The sequence below is a fragment of the Stenotrophomonas sp. 21LCFQ19 genome (assembly GCF_056861425.1).
Map to the genome: position 1 here is coordinate 353,745 of NZ_JBSPUF010000002.1, position 14,227 is coordinate 367,971.

Here is a 14,227-nt window from a genome sequence, read left to right on the forward strand (position 1 = left end):
GGTGCAGCCAAGGCAGTATTCACCAGCGGGCGCCAATCAGCCTTGGTTCGGGTTCAATCGGTACGCCGAACTTCTCCAGCACGGCTGCAGATACACGTCGGGCAAACGCCAGCAGCTCGGCGCCGGTGGCATTGCCATGGTTGACCAATACCAGGGCGTGGTTGGGCGAGACGCCGGCATCGCCGTCGCGTTGGCCCTTGAACCCGGCCTGCTCGATCATCCATGCCGCAGATACCTTGCGGTTGCGCACATCGTTGCCGGGGAACACGGGCAGCTCGGGGTAGTGCTGCAGCAGCACGTCGATCTGTTCCAGCGGCAGGATCGGGTTCTTGAAGAAGCTGCCGGCATTGCCGAGTACATCCGGGTCAGGCAGCTTGCGTTGACGGATGGCGATGACGGCATTGGCCACGTCGGCCGAGACCGGGAACTCAATTCCCATGGTCTGCAGCTCCTCGCGGATGCCGGCATAGTCCAGCTGCAGCTCGTGCAGCAGCGGCAAGCGGAACTCGACGGCGGTGATCAGGTAGCGATCAGCCTCATGCTTGAACAGACTGTCGCGGTAGCCGAAGCGGCAGGCTTCCTGGTCCAGGCGCACCCAGACCTGCTCCTGCCGGTCCCAGGCCTCGACGATCTGGATGAACTCACCGACCTGGGCGCCATAGGCACCGATGTTCTGGATTGGCGCGGCGCCGACAGTACCGGGGATCAGTGCCAGGTTCTCAAGGCCGGACAGGCCTTCGTTCAAGGACCACATCACCAGTTCGTGCCAGATCGCGCCAGCGCCCGCGCGGACGATGGTGTGGTCGGCGCGGTGTTCCAGCGCGCTGATCTCGCGGTTGTCGAACACCAGCACCACATCTTCCGGATCGGCGGCCAGCAGCACGTTGCTGCCGCTGCCAAGCACCAGCAGGTCTGCCGCACCGATGGCGGCCAGCGCTTCAGGCAGGGCAATGGGATCGGCGATACGCAACATGCGCGGTGCACGGGCGTCGACATGGAAGGTGTTGAGGTGGCGCAGTGGAGCGTTCTCGGTCAACGACCAAGCTGGGGCGGCATTCGTCATAGCGGAGCGACGGCGCCTCCCGACGGGGATTCACGACGGCGACGGATCGCATTCACGCAGTCGCCGATCAGGCCAGGGCCCTGGAAGATCAGCCCGCTGTAGCACTGCACAAGGGTCGCGCCAGCTGCCATCTTGGCGACAGCATCCGCGCCCGAACTGATGCCACCGACGCCGATCAGCGGTACCGACTCGGGCAGGCGCGCACGCAGGCGCCGCAAGACCAGGGTGGATTGGCCGAGCAAGGGCGCGCCGGAGAGGCCACCGATTTCCTTGGACAGTGGATCCGCTTCGACCGTGGGTCGGCCGATGGTGGTGTTGGTGGCGATGACGCCATCCACGCTCAGTTCGCCCAGTACGCGCGCGGCGGCATCGATGTCGCGGTCACTCAGGTCCGGCGCAACCTTGACCAGCATCGGCACGCGCTTGCCGTGCTTGGCTGCCAGTTGCTCCTGCGCCTCGCGCAGGCCGCCAACCAGCCGCCGCAATGCCTGCTCTTCCTGCAGCTCACGCAGGCCGGCGGTATTGGGCGAGGAGATGTTGACGGTGATGTAGTCGGCCAGCGGATAGACCTTTTCCATGCAGATCAGGTAATCGGACAGCGCATCCTCGTTGGGCGTGTCCTTGTTCTTGCCGATGTTGATGCCGAGCGGGCCGGGACGGTGCTTGACTGCCTCCACGTTCTTCACCAGTGCATCAACGCCGAGGTTGTTGAAACCCATGCGGTTGATGATGGCGTTGTGCCGAGGTAGCCGGAACAGGCGTGGCTTGGGGCTGCCGGCCTGCGGGCGCGGGGTGATGGTGCCGATCTCGACATAGCCGAAGCCCAATGCAAACAGGGCTTCGATGTGCTCGCCGTTCTTGTCCAGGCCAGCAGCCAGACCAACCGGGTTGGGGAAGCTCAGGCCGAACGCCGGGGTGGGAAGCGGCTTGATGCGGCCGGCAATCAGCGGCGTGGTGCCGGTGCGCCAGGCAAGATCCAGCGCGGACAGCCCCAGGCCGTGGGCGCGCTCGGCATCAAGGGTGAACAGGAAGGGGCGGGCAATGGAATACATAAGCTCAGTTCAGCGTGCCAACAAAGGCGCGGGTTTGGTACTCAAAGGCAACCTTGCCATCGACCGCATGCGCATCAAACAGGCGCTGCAGGGCCTCCAGCATCGGGGAATGACGTTCGTGACCGGCTTGCGGTGCGTACGAGGAAGACAGCAGCCGGCCACGCAGGCCGTCGTAGTCCAGGTGCTGCACATTCGGCAGGTGGACCAGGCCGCGCAGCCCATCGCAGAACCAGTCGCGCATGGTCTGGTCGTCCTGGTAGCGCTCGGCGACCTCGGTGTAGTCGGTGCCGTAGTCCAGCAGCAGCTGTTCGTAGCCGGCCAGGAACGGCGAGGCATCGAGCAGGCGTGAGTTCCAGTACACCAGGGCCAGTCCGCCCGGACGCAGGATGCGCATCCATTCGCAACGTACAGCGGCGGTATCGAACCAGTGGAAAGCCTGCGCGGCCGCGACCAGATCAACGCTGTGGTCGGCCAGGGTTGTGGCCTCGGCGGTACCGGCGACGGATTGCAATTGCGGATATCCGGGCAGCAGCCATTGCTCGGCTGCGGCGCGCATTGCGGCATTGGGTTCCACCGCGATCAATGGATGGCCGGCAGCCAGAAACAACTCGCTGGAGATACCGGTGCCGGCACCGATATCGGCGACCAGGGCAGAGCGGGGCAGGCCGATATCGCGGTGCAGCCATTCCAGCAGCGTGGATGGATAGCCCGGGCGATAGCGCACATAGTCTGCTACCCGGCTACTGAAACGTTGGGTTGAATCGGATTGCCCCATGCCGGCCTCAGGAGTGCATCGCCGCGAGGCCAGCCAGGCCACCGAAGAACACCAGGATGGCGATGAAGCAGATGATGCCGATCAGCCACAGCGCGGTAGCCAGCCAGCCCAGCACCAGCCCGGCCACGGCCAGGCCATCGCCTTCCAGTTGACCGTTGCTGCGGCGGATTTCGCCACGTGCCATATGGCCGAAGATGATGGCGCAGATGCTGCCGATGGCGGGCAACAAGGTCCAGCCAAGGATGCCGGCGACCAGACTGATCACGGCGTAGCTGCTGGTCTGGCGAGGTGCAGGAATGCTCATCGGGAACTCCGTTTCAGCGAATTAAGCCCCTCTCCCGCAAGCGGGAGAGGGGTTGGGGTGAGGGGAAGCTCTTCAGCTCAGCACTCTCCCGTTCCAACGCCCCGACCAAAGCCGGGGCAGACACGATCAAAGATCGAACTTGATGCCCTGGGCCAGCGGCAGCGAATCGGAGTAGTTGATGGTGTTGGTCTGGCGACGCATATAGACCTTCCATGCATCTGAACCGGACTCGCGGCCACCGCCGGTATCCTTCTCGCCACCGAAGGCGCCACCGATCTCCGCACCGGAGGTGCCGATGTTGATGTTGGCGATGCCGCAGTCGCTGCCGGCAGCCGACAGGAACTTCTCGGCGGTCTTCAGGTTCTGGGTGAAGATCGACGAGGACAGGCCCTGCGGCACGCCGTTCTGCATGTCGATGGCTTCGTCCAGCGTGCTGTACTTCATCACGTACAGGATCGGCGCGAAGGTCTCGTGCTGGACGATTTCATCGCTGTTCTTCAGGCCGGTGACAATCGCCGGCAGCACGAAGTTGCCTGCGCGGTCGATGGCGGTGCCGCCGGTCTCGACGGTGCCACCGGCAGCCTTGGCCTTGGCGATGGAGCCGAGGAACTGCTGCACGGCTTCCGGGCTGTTCAACGGGCCCATCAGGTTGGCGGCGTCGGTCGGGTCACCGATCTTGCCTTCGACCTGCTTGTAGGCCTTGATCAGCGTGGCCAGCACGTTGTCGTAGATGGATTCATGCACGATCAGGCGGCGGGTGGTGGTGCAGCGCTGGCCGGCGGTGCCGACGGCGCCGAACACGATGCCCGGCACGGCCAGCTTCTGGTCGGCGGTCTCGTCCATGATGATGGCGTTGTTGCCGCCCAGTTCCAGCAGGCAGCGGCCCAGGCGCTGGGCAACCTTCTGGTTGACGGTGCGGCCGACCTGGGTGGAACCGGTGAACGAGATCAGCGGCACGCGGCGATCGTCGACCATCTTCTCCGACAGCGCGGTGCCGGCATCGTTGATCAGGAAGAACAGGTCCGGGAAGCCGCCGTCCTTCAGCGCCTCATTGCAGATCTTCATCGTCGCAATGGCGGTCAACGGGGTCTTGTTGGACGGCTTCCAGATGCAGATGTCGCCACAGATGGCCGCCAAGAACGCGTTCCAGCTCCACACCGCGACCGGGAAGTTGAAGGCCGAGATGATGCCGACCAGACCCAGCGGGTGGTACTGCTCGTACATGCGATGGCCGGGACGCTCGGAATGCATGGTGTAGCCGTACAGCATGCGGCTCTGGCCCAGTGCGAAGTCGGCGATGTCGATCATCTCCTGCACTTCACCGTCGCCTTCCGGCTTGGACTTGCCCATTTCCAGCGCGACCAGCGAGCCCAGTGCGTCCTTGTGCTTGCGCAGTGCTTCACCGCACAGACGCACGGCTTCGCCGCGGCGTGGTGCCGGGGTGGTGCGCCACACCTTGTAGGCTTCCTGCGCGCGGGCGATGACGGTTTCGTAGTCAGCTTCGGTCGTCGCCTGGACCTCGGCGATCACTTCGCCGGTGGTCGGGTTCTGCGGCTTGAGGACGCCCGCGCCGGTGGCGGCGGACCATTCCCCGTTGCCCATGTAGGTGCCAGCGTTGGTGGCATCCAGCGCCAAGGCCTTGAGCAGCTCGGAAGACATTCAAACTCCTGTTTCTTAACGTTATTTTGGCGCCGTCGGAAACTGCGGGTGGGGGCGACGGAGTGAGTACTACATAGTATCAGAGTGAACCGATTGGCCCCGTGCGGCTTGGTTGGGTTGATGGGACGGGTTGTGCCGGAGGCAAGGACCGTGCGGATGACGGGCGTTGCCTTTAACGTGGCTGCAAACCCTGTTGCTGGCGGCCGTTTTCGGCCATATTCGCCACCCTTGATAGGGGTTTCCCCGGCTTGAACAGGATAGACAGATGAACGTGACGATTTCGGACGGGGTAGTGGTTGGCAACAAGCTGCCCTTCGTGCTGTTTGGTGGGCTGAATGTGCTGGAGGACCTGGATTCCACCCTCTATGCCGCCGAGCGCTACGTGGAGGTCACCCGCAAGCTGGGCATCCCGTACGTATTCAAGGCGTCCTTCGACAAGGCCAACCGCTCCTCGATCACCTCCTTCCGTGGCGTCGGCCTGGAAGAAGGGCTGCGCATCTTCGAGCAGGTCAAACAGCGCTTTGGCGTGCCGGTGATCACCGACGTGCATGAAGTGGCGCAGGCCGCGCCGGTTGCTGAAGTAGTCGACGTGTTGCAGATTCCGGCCTTCCTGGCCCGCCAGACCGATCTGGTCACGGCCATCGCCCGCACCGGCCGCGCGGTCAATATCAAGAAGCCGCAGTTCCTCAGCCCGACCCAGATCAAGCACATCGTCAGCAAGATCCGCGAGGCGGGCAACGAGCAGATCATCCTGTGCGAGCGTGGTGCCCAGTTCGGCTACGACAACCTGGTCGTGGACATGCTCGGCTTCCGCGAGATGATCGAAGCCACCGGCGGGCTGCCGGCGATCTTCGATGTCACCCATAGCCTGCAGCGCCGCGACGCTGGCAGCGAAGCTTCCGGTGGCCGTCGTCGCCAGGTCGTCGAACTTGCCCGTGCCGGCATGGCCGTTGGCATTGCCGGCCTGTTCCTTGAGGCGCATCCGGACCCGGACAACGCGCGCTGCGATGGCCCAAGTGCATTGCCGTTGGATGTGCTGGAGCCTTTCCTGGCGCAGATCAAGGCGCTGGACGATATGGTCAAGGCGTTCCCGGTGCTGGACATCGCCTGATCCGCCCGGGCCGGTGGCTGCTGCGCAGCCCCGGCCTCAAGCAGGCCCCTCTCTTACGTCCGTAGTGTTTCATGCAGGCACGTTTGTGGCACACGGATGGAAGAGGGGTCGATGCATCATTTGAAAAGCAGTTTGGGCTTGGCGCTGTGCGGACTCCTGCTGAGCTCCGCAGGTCATGCTGCGCCTGGGATCAGTGGGCAGATACACAGTTCATTGACGGTGGTGCCTGCATGTGAGGTCAACGGAACGACCGCCAGTTCCAACCTCGATTTTGGTTCGTTGAACTTCGGGGCCACCAGTGCGTTGATGCAGCCGGCCGGTACCCAGGTGTTGAAACCTGATGGGGGCGCCATGAGCATCCGCTGTGCGGCAGGATTCGTTCCGGTGCTCAAGATGCGGGCGGGCCGCAATGACGGTCAGGCATCGACAGGCAGCAGGGCATTGCACGATGGTGCGGGTCACTATGTCGGCTATGACCTGTACACGGATGCCGGTTTCAACAATCTGTTGCCCATAGAAGGAGTCATCAACCTGGCGGTCAGCAATGGCGCGGCACAGACCTTGAATCTCTACGGCAAAGTCACGGCGGCAGCGGGCTTGCCGCCAGGCACCTATACCGATTCGATAGCCGTCGAATTGTCGTTCTGATTTGCTCTTACGCAGGTCCGCTAGGGTAGGCAGATCGCAGGTGGCGCACGGCTGCCTGTATTACCGCTCAAATGGGGAGTTCGAATGAAATACAGGAACATCCGCGTTGCACTGTTCGCTGGCGGCTTGCTGTTCGCTTCGATGGCACAGGCTGGAACCGTCACCGGCCGGATCAATTCTTCATTGGTGCTGATCAGCTCCTGCCAGGTGAATGGCTCGACCGCATCAACCAATGTAAATTTTGGTGCCTTGAATTTCGGTACGCAAACGGCGCTTTTCACCCAAGCCGGAGCGCAGGTGCTTGCAGGTGGTGGTGGCACCATGTCGATACTGTGTTCGAATGGTGCCATTCCGGTGATGCGGATCCAGGCAGGCAGCAATGATGGGCAGTCCTCCGGCGGCACGCGGGCGTTGTCGAATGGGGCGGGCAGCTTTGTTCCCTATGACATTTACACTGATTCCGGTCTAAGCACTGTTCTGCCGATCAATGGCACGATTACCTTGCCCACCAGTACCGGTGCTGCACAGACAATCAATCTGTATGGCAAGGCAGTGGGCAAGGCAGGGCTGACGCCAGGGACGTACACGGACAGCATTTTGGTGGAACTGTCCTTTTGATCGTGCGGCGGTGGATGCTTCCGGTTCTGGTGGTTGCATATCTGGCTGCATTGACCGGTGAGGTGATCGCTGCGCCCCGCGCCGACATGCAGGTCAGTGCGGAGGTCGTTGGCGGCTGCGAGGTGGCCGCCGGCCAGTGGGGGACACTTGATTACGGAACGCGGGCGGCGCTGGACACCGAGCCCGCCGCAGCCAGCTTGTCCAGCACGGTGCAGATCAGGTGTACGCCGGGCATGCAATTGTCGATGCAGGTGGACGGCGGACAGCACGGTCGCCAGCTGCAGCGCGACGGCGGTGGTGAGCGCATCCCCTATCAATTGTTCAGCGACGCAGCCAGAGGCGTGCTGCTGCCGATAGATCAATCCGTGCCCGTGCCGCTGGGCGGCGCAGGCGTGGTGACGCTGCCCATCCATGCGGAATTGAGCGTGCCAGCGCACTCGCCCGCGGGTATGTACAGCGATGTGTTGCAGGTTCAATTGATCTGGTAAGTGCGGTTCTCAGGGGGATGAATGTTGTTCATTAGGTATCTGGCGGTGGCCGTTGTGCTCGCTGCGTCGATGTTGTCGGTTGATGGCGCGCGTGCCGCAAGTTCGGTGCTGATCTGGCCGGTGGATCCGGTGCTGGCAGAGGGTCAGCAGAGCACGGCGTTGTGGCTGGAGAACAAGGGCGATAGCCCGGTCAGCCTGCAGGTGCGTGTGCTGGCGTGGTCGCAACAGGATTTTGATGACCAGTACCAGAACCAACGCCAGGTGATCGGCATCCCGCAGATCGCACGGATCGAGCCCGGGCAGAAGCAGTTGGTGCGTATCACCCGCATGACGCCGACGCCTGCAGGTCAGCAGCAGGCATTCCGGGTGATGATCGACGAGATCCCGACAACGGTGGCGACCGATGCCGCTGCCGCACCCGGGGTGCGTTTCAATATGCGCTATGTCATTCCGTTGTTTGTCTATGGTGCGGGCCTGACAGCCGGCGATGCGGGTCAAGGGGTACGCGATGCAAGCGGAGCGCAGGTGCGTCCGCAGCTCGGGGTGCAGCAGGTCAGCGTGGACGGCAAGGCTTACCTGCAGGTTCGCAATGACGGACCAATACACGCGCGGTTGACCGAAGCCTCCATCGAACAGGGCGGCAGGCTGCAGCTGTTGCACGACGGTTTGATGGGCTACGTGTTGCCGGGTGCAAGCATGCGTTGGCCACTGCCGGCAGCCGAAGGCCATCCCGCAGCGCTGTTGGTGCGCGTCAATGGCGCGCAGCAGCCGCAACGCCTTGTCCTTGAGTGACGGTTCGCATGATGTTGAATGAACGAGGCGTCAGCCGCGTGGCGCTTGGGCGTATGGGGGACGGGGCAACGAACGGTTGCCAGCGGGCTGCACCGCCGTGCGGGCGGTTGTCCCGCGCCGTGCGGCATGGTCTGTGGATGCACCTGCTGGCATTGAGCGTGGTGCCGGTATTGCCGGCTGCAGCGGTGGGGTTGCCGCTGCCAGCGTTCGATGCACAGGACGCCGCACCGCTTCCATTGCATCTGGATCTGGTGGTCAACCAGGTGGAAACGGGCAGGCAGATTGTGGTTGAGGAGCGGGGTGGGCGACTCCATGCCAGTGCGGCGGCATTGACCGGTGCCGGTATCAACCTGCCTCAACCGGCCACAGATGACATTGCGCTGGAAGACGTGCCTGGCCTGCACGCGCATTACGACCGGGCACTGCTGCGGCTGGTGCTGGAGGTGCCGCCTGCGTGGTTGGCCACGCAGACCATCAGCTATCGCGCCACGGCACCGCGCATGGTGGCGCAGGCAAGCCCGGGTGCGATGTTCAACTACGACATCTACGCAAGTGACGTCGACCTTGGCGGCAGCTACCTTGCAGCCTGGAACGAGCTGCGTGTCTTCGGTTCTGCTGGCAGCCTGACCAATACCGGGCAGTTCCGCCACATCGTCAGCGGCGGCAAGGGGCAGCAGGAGGGGTATCTGCGCTACGACACCACCTGGCGCTACTCCGACGAGACCCGGCTGCTGACCTATGAAGCCGGTGATGTGATCACCGCAGCGTTGCCGTGGAGCAGCTCGGTGCGGCTGGGCGGCGTGCAGTTCTCACGTGATTTCAGCGTGCGGCCGGATCTTGTGACCTATCCGTTGCCGCAATTTGCCGGCGAGGTGGCCGTGCCGACCGCGCTGGACCTGTTCGTCAATGGCTATAAGTCCTCCAGTACGCAGCTGAGCCCGGGCCCCTATACGCTGACCAATATTCCGCTGATCAACGGCGCCGGCGAAGCGGTGGTGGTCACTACTGACGCATTGGGCCGGCAGGTCTCGACGACCCTGCCGTTCTACGTCAGCACCCGGCTGCTGCAGCCGGGGCTGGTCGATTTCTCGGTGGCAGCAGGCAATCTGCGCGAAGACTACGGCATCCGCAATTTCAGCTACGGCAAGGCGGCGGGCAGCGCCACACTGCGCTACGGCGTGGTGGACTGGCTGACTCTGGAAGGGCACGCCGAAGCCGCACGGAAGCTGTCGTTGGCCGGCGCCGGTGCCAACCTGCGCGTGGCCAACGCCGGTGTTGTGAACGCGGCAGTGAGCCAGAGCCACTTCAATGGACGACAGGCCCGCCAGCTCGCGTTTGGCTACCAGTTCAACGCTCCCCGCTACAGCTTTAGTTATCAGCGCATGCAGCGGCAGGCCGGCTATGCGGATCTGGGCGCGATCAATGCCCAGACGCTGCGTACCAGTCGCGGCAGCCAACAGGCGACCGCCAGCCTCCGTATGGGTACCTGGGGCAGCGCGGGTCTTGGCTATTTCGATGTCCGCAATTCGGACGACTCGCGCAGCCGATTGCTCAATCTGTCCTGGACCCGTTCGTCGCGGTCAGGGATGAGCCTGTATATGTCGGCCAACCGTGATCTTGATGCCCATGGCTGGGCGGCGATGGCGCAGCTGATGGTGCCGATGGGCGGGCGGGCCACGCTGGCGTTGTCCGCCGAGCGCGACAACAACGGGGACCGGGTTGAACGCGTGAACTATGGGCGCCAGGCGCCCACGAGCGGCGGCTTCGGTTACAACCTTGGCTATGCGCATGGCGGTGCCGAGGACTACCGTCAGCTGGATGCGACCTGGCGCGGTGACCTGCTGCAGGTGCAGGCAGGCACCTACGGCAGCCGTTCCAACATGACCCGTTGGGCCGATGTCAGCGGCTCGGCGGTATGGATGGATGGCCGGATGTTTGCCGGTAACCGCGTGGACGACGCATTCGTGGTGGTCAGTACCAAGGGCCAGGCAGGGATCCCCGTGCGCTACGAAAACCAGGAGGTCGGCCGAACCGGCGCCAGCGGGCATCTGCTGGTGCCATGGACCAGCGCCTACTATCCGGGCAAGTACGAGATCGACCTGTTGGGATCGTCAGCGGATGTGCGCAGTGCGCTGGTGGAGGCACGCGTGATGGTGCGTGCGCGCAGTGGCTATCTGTTGGAGTTCCCGGTTGTCCGTTCCCGCGCCGCCAGTGTGATCCTCACCGATGCACAGGGGGCGGTGCTGCCAATGGGTACGCGCGTGCAGCATGTGGAAAGCGGGGTGGATACGGTGGTTGGCTGGGACGGGCTGGTGTATCTGGAGCGTCTGGACGAGGTCAATCACCTTCAGGTGATGCAGGCCAGTGGAGAGAGTTGCGTGGCGATGTTCAAGGCCGATGACGACGACGCGGCGGTGATGATGCCTGCCCCCCTGGTGTGCCGATGAGCGGGCTGGCGCGTGTGGTGGGGTTGTTCCTGCTGTGTGCGGGAACGGGGCAGGCCGCGGCGGCGTGTTCAACGGGCAATGCACAATCCGCGGATTTCGGGGCAGTGGGCTCCGTTGCCCTGGGTGCCGCGGCGCAGGCGACCTCCACGCGTGACGCAGGCATCGAATGCAGCGGCCAGGTCCTGCAACCCTGGGAGGCGCAGGACACCTATTTCCGCGTGACCTTCAGTTCTGCCAACGCTGGCTTGCTGGGACCGACTGGGGATTTACTGAACTACCAGCTGTACGCCTCGGCGGACAGGAACAACGGCGCAGCATTGATCCCTGCGGTGCCATTGGACCTGGTTGGGCAGGGTGTAATCGACGCACTGGGGTTGTTGCAGAGTGCAGGCGGCAAGGCGATGCCGTTGTATCTGGCCGCAGCCGGCGGCAGCAATGTCGCCGCAGGCAATTACGAGGACACCGCGACCCTGGCCTGGGAGTGGCGTTACTGTACGGCCAGCTCGGGTGCCGGGGTTTGCTCGTCATATGACACCGGCAGTGGCGTGACGACGGTCCCGGTCAACCTGGTGGTGCAGAACGACTGCAGTATCGCTGCGCCGGATCTGGATTTCGGTACTGCTGCGCTTCCCTCGGCATTTGCCGTGGTCAACGGCAGCATTTCGGTTACCTGCACCAAAGGCAGTGCCTACAGCGTCGGCCTGGGGGACGGGCAGAACCTGGCGGCGGCACGGCGCAACATGCGCTCGGCACAGGGGGAGCTGCTGGCCTACGATCTGTTCCAGGGTGTCAGCGGTATACGGTGGGGCAGCGTGGACACCGAGCGGCGCTCCAGCGCCGGCGCTGATGTCAATCCGGGTCCCGGTGCGGGCGTGGGCAGACAGGTCTTCAACTACAACGCGAAGGTCTATGCGGATCAGGCCCCGGTGCCTGTGGGACGCTACGTGGATACCGTTCTGGTCGACATTGCTTTCTGAACCGGCAGCGTCGACTGTGCCGTTTGCGAAGATCAGGACGATATCAGGACTTTGTCCATGTTCACGCTTGGTTGTATCCTTGCGTATTCGGCTCCGTAGCTCAGTTGGATAGAGCGGTCCCCTCCTAAGGGACAGGTCGCACGTTCGAATCGTGTCGGGGCCACCACCCTCGCATGGCCGACGGCCCAGCGCCGCACTGCCTGTTACGCGGTGCCCGCTATGCATGCAGACGATTCCCTGAGCTTCCGCAGCTATGGCTGTACCGGTCATGGCCATCGGCATGCGCACGTGCAGCTGGTCCTGCCGCTGCACGGCATGCTGGAGCTTGAGGTGGAGGGTCGCGGTGGGTGGCTGGACCTGCAGCGTGCGGCGTTTGTCGCGCCCGGTGCCTTGCATGTGCAGCAGGCGCAGGGGCGCAACCGTTTCCTGATCGTGGACTGCGATGCATCGCGGCTGGACGACGCGCAGCTGGAAGCCGGGCTGCAACGCCCATTCTTTGTTCTGCCTCCGGCGGCGAGGCATCTGCTGGCCTACGTGGAGCAGGCGGCGGAGGGGCGGGCGCAGTTGGCGCCGGCCTTGACGCGGCAGGTGCTTCCATTGCTGCTGGATGCGGTTCTCGCGCAGGGCCGGCAACGCCGCGATGGGCGCCTGCAGGCCTTGTGCGAGCGCATCCGTCTCGCCCCAGGACAGGACTGGTCGCTGGCGCGCATGGCGAATGAGGCGGGGTTGGGCCTGACCGCACTGCACGCAGCGTTCCGTCGTGAACTGGACTGCAGCCCTGTCCAGTGGCTGCAGCGCCAACGCCTGGAATGGGCGCAGCAGCGGATCGCCGAAGGTCTACTACCACTGGCACGGATTGCACAGCAGGCTGGCTACTCCGACCAGAGTGCGCTCACCCGGGCCATGCGCCGCGAACTTGGCATCACCCCGGGACGCTACCGGCGGCAGTTGCAGGCGTAGCCAGGGTCAAAAGCGGCGAAGCCTGGGTCAATACACAGGGCTGCAGTGGTCGGAAACTGTGGCGGTTGCTGAGGACGTGGGTGGTTTGATGAAAGATCGGATGGCGGGCGGTATCGCCAATGGTGTGGCCTCGGGGGCGCTGTGGGGCCTGGTGTTCCTTGCGCCCGCAGTATTGTCGGATTTCTCCCCGTTGCAGCTGGCTGCGGCGCGGTATCTGGTTTATGGGCTGATCGCGATCGTATTGCTGGTGCCGCGCTGGCCGGCGCTGCGTGCCCGCATTGGCAAGGTCGAATGGACGGCGCTCACGTGGTTGAGCCTGCTCGGCAATCTGATCTATTTCGTGCTGCTGTCGCTATGCGTGCAATGGAGTGGCGGCGCGGCGGCGGCGCTGATCGTTGGCATGGTGCCGGTGTTGGTAGCGGTGGTTGGTGCGCGCGAGCCAGGCGCTGTCCCGCTGATCCGCCTGGCCCCGGCGCTGGTGCTGTGCGTAGCCGGCGTGGTGCTGATGGGAGTCGAAGCCATGGGCTCCACCCATGTCCAGGGCAACCCGGGCCAGCGCTTGATCGGGCTGCTGTGCGGGGTCGGCGCGCTGTTGTCGTGGACGGCCTATTCGGTGGGCAATACCCGTTGGTTGGCCAAGGTGCCCGATGTATCCGGACACGACTGGTCGCTGCTGACGGGCGTGGCAACCGGCGGTCTGGCCTTGCTGCTGGCACCGGTCGCCTTTGCCGACGGCGCAGCGGGACATTCGGGACGTGAATGGGCGGGCTTCTGGGCGATGGCCGCTGCGGTGGCGGTGTTTGCCTCGATCCTGGGCAATGCCTGCTGGAACCGCGCCAGCCGCGCGCTGCCGTTGACCCTGGGTGGTCAGATGATCGTGTTCGAGACCTTGTTCGGGCTGCTCTACGGCTTCCTGTGGCAGCAGCGCTGGCCAGTGGCAATCGAGATTGTTGCTGCGCTGTGCCTGCTGGTCGGCGTGGTGTGGAGCGCCGCGGCGCACCGGCCGAAGGCGGTAACGGCAGCTTCGGCCTGAGAATCCTGCGCAGTCAGGTGGCGAAAGCAGGACTGAGATGCTGCTTTCGATTGCTTGCGGGCGATAGTTGGCATGCACGTTCCGCAGGCAGCGCCCGCAGCAGTGAACCAGCTGTTGCGCGCTGCTTGTCAGTTAAATGCGCGACGTTCGCGCTTGATGACATTTGCAACTTTTAGCTGCAGGTTTGGCGACGTTGCCTTTATCTGTGTTTTTGCAACGCAGCACTTGACAGCCTGATCCCGGCTGTTGTCTCTTGAAGGCCATGAACAGCCCGCAGCCCCTCGTCAGCCTCCTGCAGTC

The 14,227-nt window shown here is 63.9% G+C and carries 14 protein-coding genes and 1 tRNA gene; 10 read left to right on the forward strand and 5 right to left on the reverse strand.

Going from position 1 to position 14,227, the window contains the following annotated elements; translation table 11 throughout:
* Positions 1 to 19 precede the first annotated feature (19 nt).
* The 5 genes from murB to amaB all read right to left on the reverse strand — a co-directional run bounded on the left by murB (position 20) and on the right by amaB (position 4,853).
* Entirely contained in the window at positions 20 to 1,063 is a 1,044-nt protein-coding gene (gene murB, locus AC13FW_RS03805; protein ID WP_482988229.1) for a UDP-N-acetylmuramate dehydrogenase, read from the reverse strand.
* Positions 1,060 to 2,115 (reverse strand): quinone-dependent dihydroorotate dehydrogenase, encoded by a 1,056-nt coding sequence (locus tag AC13FW_RS03810; RefSeq protein ID WP_282269016.1) that lies wholly within the window; start codon positions 2,113 to 2,115, stop codon positions 1,060 to 1,062. The genes murB and AC13FW_RS03810 overlap by 4 nt, the downstream gene beginning before the upstream one ends.
* A gap of 4 nt (positions 2,116 to 2,119) precedes the next feature.
* On the reverse strand, positions 2,120 to 2,890 hold the full coding sequence (locus AC13FW_RS03815; RefSeq protein ID WP_482988230.1) for a class I SAM-dependent methyltransferase: 771 nt from the start codon (positions 2,888 to 2,890) through the stop codon (positions 2,120 to 2,122).
* 7 nt (positions 2,891 to 2,897) lie between these two features.
* Complete coding sequence (locus AC13FW_RS03820; protein WP_282269011.1) at positions 2,898 to 3,194, reverse strand: DUF4190 domain-containing protein; 297 nt, start codon at positions 3,192 to 3,194, stop codon at positions 2,898 to 2,900.
* Positions 3,195 to 3,320: 126 nt separating this feature from the next.
* Positions 3,321 to 4,853 (reverse strand): L-piperidine-6-carboxylate dehydrogenase, encoded by a 1,533-nt coding sequence (gene amaB, locus AC13FW_RS03825; protein ID WP_482988231.1) that lies wholly within the window; start codon positions 4,851 to 4,853, stop codon positions 3,321 to 3,323.
* Between the two features lie 265 nt (positions 4,854 to 5,118).
* Here amaB and kdsA point away from each other — a divergent pair, with 265 nt between their 5' ends.
* The 10 genes from kdsA to AC13FW_RS03875 all read left to right on the forward strand — a co-directional run bounded on the left by kdsA (position 5,119) and on the right by AC13FW_RS03875 (position 13,927).
* On the forward strand, positions 5,119 to 5,964 hold the full coding sequence (gene kdsA / locus AC13FW_RS03830) for a 3-deoxy-8-phosphooctulonate synthase (protein ID WP_282269007.1): 846 nt from the start codon (positions 5,119 to 5,121) through the stop codon (positions 5,962 to 5,964).
* Between the two features lie 96 nt (positions 5,965 to 6,060).
* Entirely contained in the window at positions 6,061 to 6,612 is a 552-nt protein-coding gene (locus AC13FW_RS03835; RefSeq protein ID WP_482988232.1) for a Csu type fimbrial protein, read from the forward strand.
* Between the two features lie 84 nt (positions 6,613 to 6,696).
* Positions 6,697 to 7,230 (forward strand): Csu type fimbrial protein, encoded by a 534-nt coding sequence (locus AC13FW_RS03840; RefSeq protein WP_296250618.1) that lies wholly within the window; start codon positions 6,697 to 6,699, stop codon positions 7,228 to 7,230.
* A gap of 14 nt (positions 7,231 to 7,244) precedes the next feature.
* Complete coding sequence (locus AC13FW_RS03845; RefSeq protein ID WP_482988233.1) at positions 7,245 to 7,718, forward strand: Csu type fimbrial protein; 474 nt, start codon at positions 7,245 to 7,247, stop codon at positions 7,716 to 7,718.
* Between the two features lie 21 nt (positions 7,719 to 7,739).
* Complete coding sequence (locus tag AC13FW_RS03850; RefSeq protein ID WP_482988234.1) at positions 7,740 to 8,510, forward strand: fimbrial biogenesis chaperone; 771 nt, start codon at positions 7,740 to 7,742, stop codon at positions 8,508 to 8,510.
* 107 nt (positions 8,511 to 8,617) lie between these two features.
* On the forward strand, positions 8,618 to 10,957 hold the full coding sequence (locus AC13FW_RS03855; RefSeq protein WP_482988235.1) for a fimbria/pilus outer membrane usher protein: 2,340 nt from the start codon (positions 8,618 to 8,620) through the stop codon (positions 10,955 to 10,957).
* The gene (locus AC13FW_RS03860; protein WP_482988236.1) at positions 10,954 to 11,934 is read left to right on the forward strand and encodes a Csu type fimbrial protein; all 981 of its coding nucleotides are present in this window, start codon (positions 10,954 to 10,956) and stop codon (positions 11,932 to 11,934) included. The genes AC13FW_RS03855 and AC13FW_RS03860 overlap by 4 nt, the downstream gene beginning before the upstream one ends.
* 89 nt (positions 11,935 to 12,023) lie before the next feature.
* A tRNA-Arg gene (locus tag AC13FW_RS03865) sits at positions 12,024 to 12,100 on the forward strand.
* Positions 12,101 to 12,153: 53 nt separating this feature from the next.
* Entirely contained in the window at positions 12,154 to 12,894 is a 741-nt protein-coding gene (locus AC13FW_RS03870; RefSeq protein WP_482988237.1) for a helix-turn-helix domain-containing protein, read from the forward strand.
* Positions 12,895 to 12,982: 88 nt separating this feature from the next.
* Positions 12,983 to 13,927: a DMT family transporter gene (locus AC13FW_RS03875; RefSeq protein ID WP_296250604.1), complete on the forward strand. Its 945-nt coding sequence runs from the start codon at positions 12,983 to 12,985 to the stop codon at positions 13,925 to 13,927.
* Positions 13,928 to 14,227 lie beyond the last annotated feature (300 nt).